Annotated in this window: 16 protein-coding genes; 8 read left to right on the forward strand and 8 right to left on the reverse strand. The window is 58.9% G+C overall.

Annotated features, from left to right (window positions below; genetic code table 11):
• Positions 1–26 precede the first annotated feature (26 nt).
• Entirely contained in the window at positions 27–680 is a 654-nt protein-coding gene (locus ABT56_RS04275) for a LysE family translocator (protein ID WP_047877632.1), read from the forward strand.
• Positions 681–772: 92 nt separating this feature from the next.
• A complete protein-coding gene (gene ggt, locus ABT56_RS04280; protein ID WP_047877633.1) occupies positions 773–2,530 on the forward strand; it encodes a gamma-glutamyltransferase in 1,758 nt (585 codons plus the stop codon).
• Between the two features lie 88 nt (positions 2,531–2,618).
• Here ggt and uvrD read toward each other — a convergent pair whose 3' ends face one another.
• Positions 2,619–4,790 carry a DNA helicase II gene (gene uvrD / locus ABT56_RS04285; RefSeq protein WP_047877634.1) on the reverse strand — a complete coding sequence of 724 codons (2,172 nt, stop codon included), beginning with the start codon at positions 4,788–4,790 and terminating at the stop codon, positions 2,619–2,621.
• Between the two features lie 360 nt (positions 4,791–5,150).
• Between uvrD and ABT56_RS04290 the strand changes: the two genes are divergently transcribed.
• Genes ABT56_RS04290 through ABT56_RS04310 form a run of 5 tightly spaced genes read left to right on the forward strand, consistent with a single transcriptional unit; the run spans position 5,151 to position 7,776 of the window.
• Positions 5,151–5,417, forward strand: a complete 267-nt coding sequence (locus ABT56_RS04290; protein ID WP_047877635.1) for a BufA1 family periplasmic bufferin-type metallophore — start codon at positions 5,151–5,153, stop codon at positions 5,415–5,417.
• Positions 5,418–5,454: 37 nt separating this feature from the next.
• Positions 5,455–5,715 (forward strand): BufA1 family periplasmic bufferin-type metallophore, encoded by a 261-nt coding sequence (locus ABT56_RS04295; protein WP_047877636.1) that lies wholly within the window; start codon positions 5,455–5,457, stop codon positions 5,713–5,715.
• Positions 5,716–5,739: 24 nt separating this feature from the next.
• Positions 5,740–6,570 (forward strand): MNIO family bufferin maturase, encoded by an 831-nt coding sequence (gene bufB, locus ABT56_RS04300; protein ID WP_084722156.1) that lies wholly within the window; start codon positions 5,740–5,742, stop codon positions 6,568–6,570.
• Positions 6,554–7,327, forward strand: coding sequence for an HvfC/BufC N-terminal domain-containing protein (locus tag ABT56_RS04305; protein ID WP_047877638.1), 774 nt, complete (start codon positions 6,554–6,556; stop codon positions 7,325–7,327). Before bufB ends, ABT56_RS04305 begins: the two co-directional genes overlap by 17 nt.
• The gene (locus tag ABT56_RS04310) at positions 7,321–7,776 is read left to right on the forward strand and encodes a DoxX family protein (protein WP_047877639.1); all 456 of its coding nucleotides are present in this window, start codon (positions 7,321–7,323) and stop codon (positions 7,774–7,776) included. The genes ABT56_RS04305 and ABT56_RS04310 overlap by 7 nt, the downstream gene beginning before the upstream one ends.
• 72 nt (positions 7,777–7,848) lie before the next feature.
• Here the strand turns inward: ABT56_RS04310 and yigB are convergent, their stop codons facing one another.
• From yigB to lptM, 6 genes are read right to left on the reverse strand one after another with little or no spacing between them, the layout of a single operon-like run.
• Positions 7,849–8,571, reverse strand: coding sequence for a 5-amino-6-(5-phospho-D-ribitylamino)uracil phosphatase YigB (gene yigB, locus ABT56_RS04315; RefSeq protein WP_047877640.1), 723 nt, complete (start codon positions 8,569–8,571; stop codon positions 7,849–7,851).
• 19 nt (positions 8,572–8,590) lie between these two features.
• On the reverse strand, positions 8,591–9,529 hold the full coding sequence (gene xerC / locus ABT56_RS04320; protein ID WP_084722153.1) for a tyrosine recombinase XerC: 939 nt from the start codon (positions 9,527–9,529) through the stop codon (positions 8,591–8,593).
• Positions 9,499–10,149 (reverse strand): DUF484 family protein, encoded by a 651-nt coding sequence (locus tag ABT56_RS04325; RefSeq protein WP_240478250.1) that lies wholly within the window; start codon positions 10,147–10,149, stop codon positions 9,499–9,501. Before ABT56_RS04325 ends, xerC begins: the two co-directional genes overlap by 31 nt.
• A 47-nt stretch (positions 10,150–10,196) precedes the next feature.
• Positions 10,197–11,027, reverse strand: a complete 831-nt coding sequence (gene dapF / locus ABT56_RS04330; RefSeq protein WP_047877643.1) for a diaminopimelate epimerase — start codon at positions 11,025–11,027, stop codon at positions 10,197–10,199.
• Positions 11,028–11,041: 14 nt separating this feature from the next.
• On the reverse strand, positions 11,042–12,295 hold the full coding sequence (gene lysA / locus ABT56_RS04335) for a diaminopimelate decarboxylase (RefSeq protein ID WP_047877644.1): 1,254 nt from the start codon (positions 12,293–12,295) through the stop codon (positions 11,042–11,044).
• 25 nt (positions 12,296–12,320) lie between these two features.
• Positions 12,321–12,437 carry an LPS translocon maturation chaperone LptM gene (lptM, locus tag ABT56_RS23505; RefSeq protein ID WP_084722154.1) on the reverse strand — a complete coding sequence of 39 codons (117 nt, stop codon included), beginning with the start codon at positions 12,435–12,437 and terminating at the stop codon, positions 12,321–12,323.
• 78 nt (positions 12,438–12,515) lie between these two features.
• Between lptM and cyaY the strand changes: the two genes are divergently transcribed.
• Positions 12,516–12,827 (forward strand): iron donor protein CyaY, encoded by a 312-nt coding sequence (gene cyaY / locus ABT56_RS04340; protein ID WP_047877645.1) that lies wholly within the window; start codon positions 12,516–12,518, stop codon positions 12,825–12,827.
• 76 nt (positions 12,828–12,903) lie between these two features.
• On the opposite strand, the gene ABT56_RS04345 is transcribed toward cyaY, so the two are convergent.
• Positions 12,904–15,474 carry a class I adenylate cyclase gene (locus ABT56_RS04345; RefSeq protein WP_084722155.1) on the reverse strand — a complete coding sequence of 857 codons (2,571 nt, stop codon included), beginning with the start codon at positions 15,472–15,474 and terminating at the stop codon, positions 12,904–12,906.
• Positions 15,475–15,697 lie beyond the last annotated feature (223 nt).

Genomic DNA, 15,697 nt, shown 5'->3' on the forward strand with positions numbered 1-15,697 from the left:
ACCCTCCCACTGGAACAAAAGAGAACATGAACGACATCGCTCCCCTTATCACCCTGCTGGCCGTCCACATTGTGGCCCTGATGAGCCCCGGACCCGACTTTGCCCTCGTGGTCCAAAATGCGGGACGCTACGGCCGCCAGACGGGTATTGCCATTGCCTTCGGCCTATCGCTGGGGATCCTGATCCATTCCATTCTCAGCCTGACCGGGGCCAGCTTGCTTATCCAGCAACATCCCGCCCTGTTCACCCTGCTTCAAGTGGCTGGCGGCAGCTACCTGCTGTGGCTGGGTACCGGTGCCCTCAAGAGCGTCTTCGCCCTACTGACCAAGCCCCGGGATCTGGCGCAGGTCAATCCGATGCCGGCACGGCTGATTGCCAACCGTCGCCAAGCGATGCTCAAAGGCTTCACCACCAACATCCTCAACCCCAAAGCGCTGGTGTTCTTCCTCAGCCTGCTCTCCACCCTCGTACCGGCAGGTATGCCGCTTAGCGGCAAGATCGTCGCCATCGCCCTACTCTGGCTCACCGCCTTCCTATGGTTCGCCCTGCTGGCATGGCTGCTGACCGGCCAGCGCATGCAACAGCGCCTGCTACGCTGGTCACCGGCCATAGACGGCCTGTGCGGGCTGCTGTTCGTGACCATCGGCGGGACCATCCTCTATCAGGCCGTCATCCGCTGAGCTTGACCGGCAGCACAAAATCCAACCGTCGATTAGACAGAGGCGTGATCCACCCATAGGCTTGCTGCAGCCCACCAAGGAAGGAGCCCACCATGCCAAGGAACATTCCCCGCAAGCCGCTGTTACTCGCGGCTTGCCTTGCCGTCTTTCCGGCCGCGGCCGCACAACAGGCGGCCGACCAAAATGCCCCCGAGGCAGCTACCGGCCGCTCCGCCCAACATCTCGCCCAGGGTAAAGAGTGGATGGTCGCCACCGCCAACCCCCATGCCAGCGAGGCAGGGGCCGCCATGCTCCGCCAGGGCGGCAACGCCATCGATGCCATGGTCGCCATCCAACTGGTCTTGGGGCTGACCGAACCCCAGTCGTCTGGCCTCGGCGGCGGCGCCTTCCTCGTCTACTGGGACAACGACCAACAGGCACTGAGAACCTTCGACGGGCGGGAAAGCGCCCCGCTCGCCGTCACCCCGGTCCTGTTTCAGGACAGCAAAGGCCAGCCGCTGCAATTTTTCGACGCCGTGGTCGGCGGCCGCTCTGTCGGTACCCCGGGAACGATCAAGCTGCTGTGGCATACCCACCAGCGGCTCGGCAAACTACCGTGGCGCGAGCTGTTCAAGCCTGCTCAAGCACTGGCCAGCAATGGTTTTACCGTCAGCCCCCGGCTCGCCGCTCTTATTGCCAAGGATCAAGAACACCTGCGACGTTTCGAAGCCACCCGAAACTATTTCTTTAACCGCGATGGCCAGCCGCTGCAAGCCGGGGACACCCTGAAGAACCCCGCCTATGCCGCAACGCTCAAGCTCCTGGCCGAAGACGGGCCGCGCCCTTTCTACAGCGGCGAGATAGCCCGTGACATCGTCAATACCGTGCGCAATGCCCTCGGTAATCCTGGGGTTCTCAGCTTGATGGATCTCGCCACCTACCAAATCAAAGAGCGCCCGCCCGTCTGCGCTCCTTACCGCCAGTACCAAATCTGCGGGATGGGCCCGCCCAGCTCCGGGGCCCTGACCCTCGGCCAGATCCTCGGCACCCTCAGCCACTACCCGCTGGGCCAGCTCGGCCCCGACAATCCCGAAAGCTGGCGCCTGATCAGCGATGCCTCTCGGCTTGCCTTTGCCGATCGCGGCCGCTACATCGCTGACAGCGATTACGTCCCGGTACCCACAACCGGACTGCTCGACGAGGATTACCTGCGCCAACGTGCTGCACTGCTCGACAGGGATACCGCGCTACCCGAGGCACTGCCGGGCAACCCACCTTGGCAGCATGCCCTGCACTATGGGGCTGACCAGTCCCTGGAGCTCCCCTCCACCAGCCACTTCTCGATTGTCGATGCCAATCGCAACGTGGTCTCAATGACCACCACCATCGAGAACGGCTTCGGCTCCCGGCTCATGGTGCGCGGCTTCCTGCTCAACAACGAGCTCACCGACTTCTCGTTCCGCAGCCATAATAACGGCCACCCCATCGCCAACCGGGTCGAGCCGGGCAAGCGCCCCCGCTCCTCGATGGCCCCGACCATCGTGATGGCAAACGGGAGCCCCTATCTGGCCATCGGCTCCCCCGGCGGAAGCCAGATCATCGGCTACGTTGCCAAGACCCTGATCGGCCACCTCGACTGGGGACTGGATCTGCAACAGGCCATCGACCTGCCCAACATGAACAACCGCTTCGGCCCAATAGAAATCGAGGCCGACACCGATGCCGACCACTGGAAGCCCAAGCTCGAGAAGCTCGGATTCAAAGTCCAGCTCAAGCCGCTCAATTCAGGCGTGCAGGCCATTGCCATTGATGGCAAACAACTCTCCGGAGCGGCGGATCCGCGCCGTGAAGGCACCGTGATCGGCCACTAACCTCAACCGATGGGCAAAAAAAGGCCCGCCGGTCGAACTGACCGGCGGGCATCGTCTCTTTTGCAATAGGGTGCTCAGCGCGCAGCGCTTACATCGGCTGCAACTTGGCGTATTGGGTCACCAGCCATTTGATCCCCTCGCCGTTGAAGGCAACCTGGACCCGACTCTGGGCACCGCTGCCCTCAAAGTTGATAATCGTACCTTCGCCAAATTTAGGGTGCATCACGCGCTGGCCGAGGGTGTAGCCGGTCTGGTTGAAGTTCTCGCTGACCACCGACTGACTGAAGCGCCCGCTGCTAGCAGGTCGCGACACCTTGGCTTTCATCCGGACCTCCTCGATATGCTCCTGCGGGATCTCGCGGATAAACCGTGACGGCTTGTGGAAGTTATCCTTGCCGTACAGGCGGCGCATCTCGGCATGGCTGATGTACAGCTTCTGCATCGCACGGGTCATGCCCACGTAGCACAACCGGCGCTCCTCCTCGAGGCGGCCGACCTCCTCGGTCGTACGCGAGCTAGGGAACATCCCCTCCTCGACGCCCACCATGAACACCACCGGGAACTCGAGGCCCTTGGCACTGTGCATCGTCATCAACTGCACCGCGTCCTCGAAATCATCGGCCTGCCCCTCGCCGGCTTCCAGCGCCGCATGGGACAAGAAAGCCGACAACGGGCTCATCTCGACCGCCTCTTCCGGTACCTCGAACTGGCGGGTTGCCGTCACCAGCTCCTCAAGGTTTTCGACCCGGGCCTGGGCCTTCTCGCCTTTCTCCTGCTCGTACATCGCCCGCAGCCCCGAGTTGCGGATCACCTCGTCGGTCTGCTGGTAGAGCAGCATATCACGGGTATCATCCTCAAGGGCATTGACCAGCTCGATAAAACGGCGCAACGAGTTGGCCGCCCGGCCGGCTAGCGCCTGCTCCTCCAGCAGAGCCACACAGGCCTGCCACATAGTGGCCCCACGATCGCGAGCCGCCATCCGGATAGTATCAAGGGTGCGGTCGCCCAGTCCCCGGGCCGGGGTATTGACCACCCGCTCGAACGAGGCATCATCGTGGCGGTTGGCAATCAGGCGCATGTAGGCCAGCGTATCTTTGATTTCCTGACGCTCGAAGAAGCGCATACCGCCGTAGATCCGATAAGGCATTCCCGCCTGGATCAACGCCTCTTCCAACACCCGCGACTGGGCGTTGCTGCGGTACAGCATCGCGGTCTCGTTCAGGGCTCCGCCCTGATCCTGCCACTCCTTGATTTTGCCGACCACGAAACGGGCCTCGTCGAGCTCATTGAACGCCGAGTAGATCGAAATCAGCTCGCCCTCGCTCCCCTCGGTCCAAAGATTCTTGCCCATCCGCTCATTGTTGTTGGCGATAAGGCCGTTGGCAGCCTTAAGGATATTGCCGGTAGAGCGGTAGTTCTGCTCGAGGAATATCGACTTGGCATCCTTGAAATCATTCAAAAAGCGCTGGATGTTCTCGACCTTGGCGCCGCGCCAGCCGTAAATCGACTGATCGTCGTCACCTACAATCATGACATTGCACTGCGGCCCTGCCATCAAGCGCAACCAGGCATACTGGATGTTGTTGGTATCCTGGAACTCATCGACCAGAATATGCTTGAAACGGGCCTGGTAGTGCTCACGGATATGCTTGCTATGCTTGAGCAGCTCATAGGATCGCAGCAGCAGCTCGGCAAAATCCACCAAGCCAGCCCGATCACAGGCATCTTGATAAGCCGTGTAGAGGCGCAGCCAAGTCTGCTCAACCGGATCGCTGAAAGTCTCTATGTGCTGCGGGCGCAGCCCCTCGTCTTTCTTGCCGTTGATATACCAGGCTGCCTGGCGTGCCGGCCACTGTTTCTCGTCGAGGTTCTGGGCCTTGATCAGGCGGCGGAGCAAGCGCATCTGGTCGTCGGAATCCAAAATATTGAAATCCTCCGGCAGCTTGGCGTCAAGGTAGTGGGCCCGCAGCATCCGGTGGCACAGACCGTGGAAGGTGCCGTTCCACATCCCCGACAGCGAGCCCTGCATCAGCTCGTTGATCCGGCCGCGCATTTCCGCCGCCGCCTTGTTGGTGAAGGTCACCGACATAATCGAGTACGGCGAGGCCTGCTCAATAGCCATCAACCAGGCGATGCGATGGACCAGAACCCGGGTCTTACCACTTCCCGCACCCGCCAGCACCAAATAATTACCCAACGGGGCCGCTACTGCCTCGCGCTGCTTGTCATTAAGACCATCTAACAGAAGTGATACGTCCATCGCTCTCTACTGGTTATTTATACAATGGTAGAGATTATAACCACAAAGCCCACCGGGATGCGAGGACACACAGCCATCGGCACCATCCCGCCAATTACCGGCCCCTGCCTGCCGAACCCATTGCAGCTGTTGCTAAACCGCTCAGCCTATCATGGCTAATATTTCACCTAATCAAGCGCTTGCCTATTTCTGTTTTGTTCTATGATTGGAAAGGCGATTGTTAATGCATCGTTAAAAAAACAAAGAAGGGCTGAAAGATTTCCGTCGCACCCCCTTTCTTATGTAGCAGAGCACCATGAGGTGCCACCCAGGGAAGCAGATATGCTCCCAATACAGTCAGCGAAACAAAGAGGAATGACCATGAAGAAAACCACCAATATCGCACTTGCTTCAGCCGTAACCGGCCTGCTTGCCCTTGCCGGGACGGCCATGACCACAACCACAGCCGTCGCGGCTGAGGGCAAAGAGAAATGCTACGGCGTGGTCAAGGCCGGCAAGAACGACTGTGCGACCAAGACCAGCTCCTGTGCCGGCACCTCGAAAACCGACAACCAGAAGGACGCCTTCGTAATGGTACCTAAAGGCCTGTGCGAGCGCCTTGTCGGCGGCTCTACCAAGTCATCCTAAGCCCCCCAACGCTATCAGCCACGAGAAAGGAAGAGATATGAAGAAGTCGAATATCGCTGTCACGACAGCCGTATCTGGCCTGTTGGCCTTGGCCGGGGTAGCCCTAGCCCCTTCCGTCGCCCATGCGGCGGACAAGGAAAAATGCTACGGCGTAGTCAAGGCGGGCAAGAACGACTGCGCGACCAAGACCAGCTCCTGCGCCGGCACCTCGAAGACCGATGGCCAGAAAGATGCCTTCGTGATGGTACCCAAGGGATTGTGCGACCGCCTCGCAGGCAGCAGCAAGGAGGCCAAGTAATTGAGCCGCCTGTCACCACAGGCGATGGTCGGGGTGGGGCTTCGGTCCCCCCACATCGACCAAGTCCTCGCCGAGCGGCCTGATATCGGTTGGTGGGAAATCCACAGCGAGAACTATTTCAACCCGGTCTCGGCTGCCCGCCAGCAGATACGGGAAATCGCCGAACACTACCCCGTCAGCTGCCACGGTATTGGCCTGTCGCTGGGCTCGGCCGATCCCCTCGATAGCGCCCACCTCTGCCAGCTAAAGGGGCTCATCGACGAGCTCGCCCCCATCGCCGTCTCCGACCACCTCAGCTGGAGCTCGGTGGACGGGGAGTACTTCAACGACCTGCTGCCGCTGCCCTATACCGAAGAGGCACTCTCGCACTTCTGCCGCAAGGTCGAACAGGTGCAGGACTTCCTCGGCCGCCGCCTATTGGTCGAAAACCCGTCCAGCTACCTCCAGTTCAGCCATTCCACCATCCCGGAATGGGAGTTCCTGAACCATGTCCAGCAACGTACCGGCTGCGGCCTGCTGCTGGATCTCAACAATATCTACGTCAGTGCCTTCAACCATGGCTTTGACTGCCAGCAATACCTCGCCGCTCTCGAACCGAGCGCCGTCGGGGAGATCCACCTCGCCGGATTCACCGCCAAGCAAGTCGACGATGGCGAGATATGGATCGATACCCACAGCCGCCCGGTCAGCGATCCGGTCTGGCAGCTCTACCGCCAATGGATCCGCCAGCATGGTCCGGTCCCCACCCTCATCGAGTGGGATTTGGACATCCCGGCCTTACCCGTACTGCTGGGCGAAGCCGCCAAGGCCCGCGACATACTGCAGCAGGAGGAACGCCATGACTCACCCGCCTGAGGCACTGAAGGCTATCCAGCAGGCGTTTGCCGAAGCCCTCCGCTACCGGCCAAGCACTGCTGCCGCCCACATACATCAAGGCCGCTTCCCGGCCGAGCAACTTTTGCAGATCTACCGCAACAACTTCGTGATCAGCCTGTCCGAAATACTGGCGGCCACCTACCCCTGCTGTCTTGCCGTCGTTGGCGAGGAGTACTTCGGACAACTTGCCCGCCAGCATGTACTGCGCACCCCGCCCACCGAAGGGGATGTCAGCCATTACGGGGCAGGTCTTGATGCGACCATCGCCCAGCAGCCGGAGCTGCTTGCCGCCGTCCCCTACCTGCCCGATCTTGCCCGTCTCGAATGGGCCGTGGACCGAGCCGGCCAATATGCCCCGCCTCCCCACGCGTTTCCTTTCGAACAGCTGGCCCTTGTCACCGAGGACAACCTCGGCCAGCTCCGGCTGGAGGTGGAACCCTCAGCCCAACTCATCGATGCCGCCAGCCCGGCTGCCAGCCTGTGGCAGATGATCACCCACAACGAGGTAGAGCCGATCGATCTCTCCGCCCCCGAGTCGGCCGTCGTCTGCCAAAGCCACGACGGGATCCGCGTCATCGCCACCACCTCGGACGGCACCGATTTGATCCGGCGATGCCAATCCGGCCAGCCCCTCGGGACAGCCTCCCCTGCCATGCTGGCCATTTTGGGGGAGTTACTCCAACACCACTGCTTCACCGCTATCCATGGCCTGCCACAGGGAGACTGCGCATGCTGAATTTCTTCAAGAACCTTGATGCCACAGCCCAACGGCTGAGCGACCCTCTGATCCCGTTTCTGCTCCTGTTCACCCGGCTATGGGTGGCATGGGTCTTCTTCAAGTCGGGGATGGTCAAGTACACCACCTGGGACAGTACCCTGTACCTGTTCGAATACGAATACCAGGTCCCTGTCATCCCGTGGCAAATGGCGGCCTACCTCGGTACGGCGACCGAGTTGATCATCCCGGCCTTTCTGGCCCTCGGCCTGTTCACCCGCCCCATGGCACTGATCCTGTTCGTCTTCAACATCATCGCGGTGGTGTCCTACCCGCTTCTCTGGGAAAAAGGCTTTTTCGACCACCAGCTATGGGGAATGATGATGCTGGTGAACATATTCTGGGGAGCAGGGATGCTTTCCCTCGACCGCTTATTCAGCCAGCCCCCCAAGCAGAGCCTGCTCGACTAGCCGCTCCTACGGGCAATAAAAAAGGACAGCCAAACGGCTGTCCTTTTTATATTAACCATACCCCGTCAACAGTCAGGACGGCAGCAATGACAACAGCTGCGACAATTCGCTGATCTCAACATCCGGCACCATCTGGCCACGCGACTGCTCTACCAAAGAACGCTGCTGGTCATTGAACCAACACGCCATCATGCCATAGCGTTTGGCCCCGGCAACATCGCTCACTAGGTGGTCGCCGACATGGAGGATCTCACCTGGAGCCAGACCAAGTAGCCCCACCGCCTGCCCGAACAGGTCGGGCTCCGGCTTGGCAAGGCCGTCACGCCCGGCCTGCAAGACGGAGGAGAAATATCCATCCAACCCGATTTTCGCGGCATCGACATTGCCGTTGGTAATGGCAACCAGCGGCAGTTGCTGTTGCAACAAAGCCAGTACCCGGTGAGTTTCATCCGGCACCTCAACCTGATTGCGCACCGTCAGCACCGTTTCAACCCCCTCGGCGGCGGCTCTTTCCGCCAACGCCTGCGGGTAGCCCAGCTGCATCAGTCCGATCTTGAGCAGCTCGAAACGCCAGGCCGTCACGTCATGCCGCAACATGGGATCTGCCTCGGCCAACGTCATCTTGAGAGACTGCCAGTGATCCCGGCCCAACGTCCGGGCCACCGGATGGCAGGCATCCAGCCAGTCGAACATCGCCTGCTCGGCACGGCGGATCACCGGCCGGTTGTCGTAGAGGGTATCGTCGAGATCAAAGGTTATCGCCCGCGGCGGGGCAATACGGCGGTAAAACTGCATGGACACGATTCCTTTGCTGCTAGCGCTTGCCGCGCTTGGCCCGCGGATGGGCCTCGTCATACACCTTGGCAAGGTGCTGGAAGTCGAGGTGGGTATAAATCTGGGTTGTCGTCAGGTTGGCGTGGCCCAGTAACTCCTGCACCGCACGCAGATCCCCTGATGATTCCAGCATATGAGTCGCAAAGCTGTGGCGCAGCTTGTGCGGGTTAATGTGACTCGACACCGCCTGCTTCTGGCCCCACTCGGCCATCCGCTTCTGGACGTTGCGGTTGGAAATCCGCACCCCGAGCTTGGAAACGAACAGTCCCGGCTCGTCAGGCTTGGCGAGCTGGCCGCGCAACCGCAGCCAATGGCCGACCCATTCCCGGGCCAGGCCCGCAAACGGAACGACCCGCTCCTTGTCACCCTTACCAATCACCCGCAAGTCCCCCTTGCGAAGACTGATATCCTTAACATTCAAGCCGACCAGCTCGGACAGACGCAGGCCAGCCCCATACATCAATTCCATCATCGCCCGATCACGGACTGACAGGGGATCCTCGCCGTCTACGCTGAGCAGCTGGTCCATCTCGTCGACATCGAGGTTTTTCGGCAATGGCCGCGCCTTGCGGGGTGCCGAGACCCCCTTGGCCGGGTTGGCCTTGAGATCGCCCTGTCCCACCAAGTAGTCAAGGAAACTGCGCAGGGACGACAGGCGCATCGCCAGGCTGCTGGCCTTGAGGCCATCTCGCATCCCCTTACTTGCCAACTGGCGAACCCAGCCGGCATCGACCTTACGCCAGTCGTCAACGCCAAGCGCCGCCAGCTGCTCTGCCATGGTGGTCAGCTGGCGCTTGTAGTTCTGCTGGGTATGCAGGCTCAGCTCACGCTCGCTGCGCAGGTATTCGAAAAAGCGCAGCAGCGGCTGTTCCAATCCTTGCGGCAGGCTCACCCGATCACCTCGCGGCTGTATTCCCAATGATGGATAAGGCGGGTCAGAACCATCGCCAACTGCTCAACAAACAGGGTGTCCATCTCGGGTTGAAAATGCCCGCCGTCGGCACTGGCGAAGCTCAGCACCCCTATCGACCGCTCGTTGCCCAGCGGCAGGACCACGAACGATCCCAAATGCGGCGGCTCGTCAAACAGCATCTCGCTCTCCTGCTTGCGCAGGCGGCCAAGGTAAACCGGGCGCGACGACAAGCGCGAGCATCGGAAACTGTCGAAACTACGACGGGCCAAATACAGGCTCTCGTCGAAGCTGTCGAACAGGCGCAGGCTGACGGCCAGCCCCATGCTGTCTGCCAGCGATTCAAGCACCATCAGGGCCTGGTAAATATTATGGGTCTGCAGCAGCTCCAGCTGGGCCCGAGAAAAACGCTCAAAGAGATCGCTGTTCTTCAAGGCAGCCTTGACCATGGCGGCCATCTGCTCTTCCTGCTCGACGATCTGGCTGCGCAACCGCTCAAGCTGGATATCCACCAGAGACACCACCCCGCGTTCGTGGTGGTGAACCTGGAGGCGGCCCAGCAAGTCCGGGTTGCGAATGAAAAAATCAGGGTTAGCGGCAAGAAAACCCGCCACTTCCTGTTCAGTCAACGAGACGCCGTCCTCTTCGGGGCGAGCGTCCAGCTGATAAATATCGGTCATAGTGTAATTTGTCCATCAAAGACATGTTCGGCAGGGCCCATCATGTGCAATGGGTGCCCTTCGCCCTTCCAGCGAATATGCAAATCACCGCCCGGCAGCGAAACCGTCACCTCTTCATCAAGCAGCCCCTGAAGGCGGCCCACAGCAACAGCGGCGCAGGCACCACTCCCGCAGGCTTGAGTTTCCCCAGCCCCACGTTCGTAGACCCGCAATTTCACCTCATTGCGGCTAATCACCTGCATGAAGCCCGCATTGACCCGCTCAGGAAAGCGCTCATGAGACTCAAGCAGCGGCCCGAGGGTCTCGACATCAGCGGTATCGACATTGTCGACCACAGTGACGCAGTGAGGATTGCCCATACTCACGGCACCGCAGAATAAAGTCTGCTCACCCGCTCGAAGAATATAGGTTTTCTCGCTCTGCTTGGCCCGCATCGGTATTTTTGCAGGATCAAAGGTCGGCTCGCCCATGTTGACGGTCACAAGATTGTCGTCGCCAAGCTTGAGTACCATCTTGCCGGCCTTGGTGCTGACAGATACATGGTATTTGTTGGTCAGCCCCTTCATCCAAACGAAGCGGGCAAAACAACGGGCGCCATTGCCGCATTGCTCCACTTCACTGCCGTCGGCGTTGAAAATCCGGTAATGGAAATCCGTCTCGGGATCATAGGGGGGCTCAACAACCAGCAACTGGTCAAAGCCGACACCGCGGTGGCGGTCGGCCAAGCGCCGAATCGCATCCGGCGAGAAGAACACGTTCTGGGTAACGCAGTCGACAACCATAAAATCGTTGCCTAAACCATGCATCTTAGAAAAGTGAAACTGCATGATGATCCTTATCGTTATTCTGGCAACAGGTGCTCAGAACGCCATAGCTCGGCCAGCTCCTCACGTTCGCGAACGACGTGGATCTGCTGACCATCAACCATGATTTCTGCTGCCCTTACCCGAGTATTATAGTTAGATGCCATGACGAAACCATAGGCACCCGCCGAACGTACTGCCAGCAAATCCCCCGCCGCTAGGCATAAATGACGATCCTTACCGATAAAGTCACCGGTCTCGCAAATCGGGCCGACGAAATCATAGGTTTTAGCCTCGCCGTCGCGCGGGCGCAGCGGGATGATCTCCTGCCAGGCCTGGTAAAGGGTCGGACGGATCAGATCATTCATTGCCGCATCGACAATGGCGAAGTTCTTGTGGTCGGTATGCTTGAGGTACTCGACCCGCGTCAGCATCACCCCGGCATTGGCGGCAATCGCCCTGCCAGGCTCGAAAACCAATTCAAGCTCAGGGTAATCCACCAACCGTGCCATCAAGGCCTCGGCATACTCCGATGGCGCAGGTGGCTGCTCGGCGCTGTAAGTCACGCCCAGCCCACCACCGACATCGAGGTGCTCGATGGCAATCCCTTCCGCCTTGAGGAGGTCGATCAGTGCCAGCAGGCGGTCTGTCGCATCAATAAACGGGGAGAGCTCGGTCAGCTGCGAGCCGATATGGCAGTCAATCCCGGTCACCTTGATATTCGGCAACTGCTGGGCCAGACGGTAGACATCCGGGGCGCGGTCAAACGCGATCCCGAACTTGTTATCGCGCAGGCCGGTCGAGATATACGGGTGGGTCTTAGCGTCGACATCCGGGTTGATCCGGAGTGATATCGGTGCCACCTTGCCCATCTCGCCAGCAACCTGATTGAGACGCTCAAGCTCCGGCTCAGACTCGACATTGAAACATTTGATCCCCAGCGAAAGGGCACGCTGCATTTCGGCAGCCGTTTTGCCCACGCCAGAAAAGACGACTTTGGCCGGGTCACCGCCCGCTGCAATCACCCGCTCCAACTCACCGCCGGAAACGATATCGAACCCCGAGCCCAAGCGTGCCAGCACGTTGAGCACCCCGAGGTTAGAGTTCGCCTTGACCGCATAGCAAATCAAATGGGGATGGTCATCCACCGCCCGGTCAAAGGCATGCCAATGACGCTCGAGGGTTGCGCGAGAATATACATAGAGCGGCGTGCCGAAACGCTCAGCCAAATCCGCCAATGCCACATCTTCGGCCCACAGCTGGCCGTCTTGCTGGTAATTGAAATAATCCAATGTCGTCTCTTCCCTGTATTAGTCGTTATTGCTGAGGCTGTTGCTGCTCGGTATCGTCAGGCATATACAACGGGCCGCTCTGACCACAGCCTGCCAGGGCGAGAACACCCAGAACCAAAATTGCCAATAAACCTTTACGCATTTTTTAAAGCCAGTGATAATCATGTGTTAGCCCCCTATAATCGCACCCATACTAGGAAAAGCAATAGGACAGACTGGGATGAATGATACAGAATTTCACAAGTTAGCCGATGACGTGCTAATGAGCATCGAGGAAGGCATCGATGAATCCGGTGCTGACATTGAATACGAGACGATGGGCAACGTGCTGACCCTTGAGTTTGAAAACCGCAGCCAAATCGTGATCAACCGTCAAGAACCCCTGCATGAAATTTGGCTGGCGTCCAAGTCAGGCGGCTACCATTTCAAATATCAGGACGGCCAGTGGCGCTGCACCCGCAGCGACGAGGAGCTGATCAGCCTGGTCAAGCGCGAATGCAGCGCCCATGCCGGCGAGAGCGTAGACTGGTAATCCCAGCCCGGGACACATGATATAAAAAAAGCGAGGTGTGATACCTCGCTTTTTAATCTCTGCATAATGACGGCGATCAGCGTGTCATCATATTGGCCGTCACGACTGAGGCCTCGATATTGTTGGCCGCAGGCCGGCGTGATGGCTGCTGCCCGCTCTTGAACGGCAGCACCCGCAACTCGCCATCCTCGCCGCGGGCAATATCGTAGAACTGCGGCAGGTTGAAGTTGATGAAGTTGACGCTGTAGCTGAACCTGTCATGGGCCGAGGTATAGAAACGGTTCACCCCGTGGACCATCTCGTCCTTGTCGCCGCTGCACTGGCGGTAGACCTCGATCCGGTTGGCCTCATCGAGAATATAGATGTTGAAGCCTTCCTCGCAGTCCTCGAAGAAAAACTGGATCAGCCCCTCACTGGCATAGGAATCGACGATTTCCGGCGGATGCGGCTCGTCAGTTTTGCCCATCACCAACGTCGCGGAGCCCAGCAGCTTGTTGGACGAAATACAGCTGTAGAAATCAACCGAGTTCTCCAGCTTCTGAACCGATACGCCGCGGCGCTCGAAGAACAGGCCGTGGGTCTGCTCGCCGATCCGGATGGCCTTGAAACGTCGGCGCTTCTCCTGCTCCACCGGCTTGAGGCGCATCTCGATACATTCCGCCACCAACTGGTAAACCAGGTTGCGGATAAGGCCGCGCATATGCTTGCTGTAACAGAACACGTCAACCGACTCCGGCGGCAGCGCGTCTTGGTGCATCTTGCCGAGGATGGTCTTGAGTGCATCGAGCATGGCGTTCTGGCCCGAGAAGTTCAGGGTCCGCACCTCGTTCCACGAGTTGCGGTAAACCAAATCGACACTGCCCACCAGACAGGCCTGCTCGGGACCGTAGCTGAACACATCGGTGTTCTTGAAGTCGAAGCGGATCGCACGGTTCTTGAGCTGGGTCGTCGGATCGTTCTCAAGGTTGATGAACAGACCGAGCTGGCGGATCTCGCACGGGCTCGACAACGCCTGCAAACTCGGCTGCGGGCGGCGGATCGGGAACGTGTTGCGGATATCGCTCACCAGCTGGTAGAGCTTATCGATATCCATCGCCGAATCACGCACCACGGTATGAAGGTGGGTCGACTCGGTCAGCAGACCATTGAAATAGGCCCATGCCACCAGCTTGCTGAGATAGCGGTTGTGCTCCAGTGCCGGACGGCCAAGAATGGCAAACGGATCCAGCGACTGCTTGTAGAGATACCAGCCAGCCGCATTGGTTCGTCCAGCGGGTACTTGAATAAGGGTCAAATCCTGCTCGTGCAAATCCGGCGACAGCTGCGGGTTAAGCAACGTCACCTTGCCCGGCAGCACCTCGAAAGCCGCGTACAGTTTGCGGGCGAGAATACTGATGTCCTCGGGGCTGATAGCCGAAGTGATATTGTTGCGGCGCGCAAAGCGGATCAGGTTCCGGTAGCTAAGCATCAAGGCGTCAAGCAGCTCGTTGTGGGCAAACTTGACCAACTCGACTTTCCAGTTACGGCGGTTATCGAGCTCCACCAGAACTTCACGCGACCACTGCCACTGTGTTACCAAATCCTCGAGCACCTTACGCCGCCAAGGCACCGAGCCGGACATCGGCTTGCGGGTCAGCTTCTCGTGCGTCTTGAGATAGAAGCAGCGGCGGACCAAATCCAAACGACGATGGTCATTGATCCGCTCTAGGTAGCGGGTCACCTTTTCCAGCATCAGGAAATAGGCATCCATACAGAACTCTGTGCGATCGATGGCAAAAAAACGCCGCTTGCCGTCTACGCTCAGCAGCTGGGTATGCGGATATTCCCACGAGTAGGCCTCGAGCAAAATGGCCTTCAGCACGGATTTGTACGGCGAGTCGATGCTCTTGTAGAGCTGCCATAGGCTGGAGCCGAAATACTCCTCGGCAGGGATCCGTGACAGGCCACCGAAATCAATCCACTCATCACGACGGATATACCCACCCTTTACCAGGTATTGGATATAGTCGTCGTAACACTCTTCCATTTCCGGCGGTACCATAAACCACAATAGCGGCAGGCCGGCCAGACACACCGCCGAACGGTAAAACTCGTCAAGCAGCAGCAAATGCTGGCTCGAACCACAGTTATCACCGGTCATTTCTTCGGAAAAATTGTCGCGGAAGCGATTTTCGTCAATCAGGAAAAAGTTGGCTTCTACCCCTTGCGCCATCGCCCATTCGGACACCAGCGAACACTTGGCGTCGAGAATCTTGCGATCGTCGGCAGACATATCGGTACCGATACAGACCCAGATGTCGAGATCGCTGGTCTGGCTCTGACCAAGCGACGAGGTACTGCCCATCGCATACAGGCCAAGAATCGGCATCGGGTGACCAGACGGAGACGGGATTGACGCAACGGACGCTGTCAGCGCGCAGTCATCGACGAACTGCTGCTGTTCGGGGGAAGGTGAAAACGCCGCAATACCCACGGGCGCAGCCTGATCCAAATAGCCAGGCACGGCAGGGTGGTTATAGTGAAGCAGTGCCGGCAGGATATTGAATACCTGTCGGGATGTCGGGGTCATCGCGATACGCGCGCGCTCCAGCCTAAGGGTATTAAGCTGTGCCAACCTGCTGTTTAGCGTTTCGATATAGTTCTGCAAAATACTCTTCCAAGAGCTGCCAGCTTGAGAGCGGCCCAAATCTTGTCACTAAAGCGGTAGACGAGACGCTACCCGGGAGCAAAAACGTGATCAATCTAACAGTTTTTGTATTAACCGTAAAGATAGTGACGTTTCGTGACAAGTTGTTAATGGACTGAAATCTTGCCAGCCGACTTTCCATAGTCCTGTTCCATCAAACCTGCGCACTGGAGGTCAAGTTCAG

Source organism: Photobacterium aquae (assembly GCF_001029445.1).
Lineage (GTDB): Bacteria > Pseudomonadota > Gammaproteobacteria > Enterobacterales > Vibrionaceae > Photobacterium > Photobacterium aquae.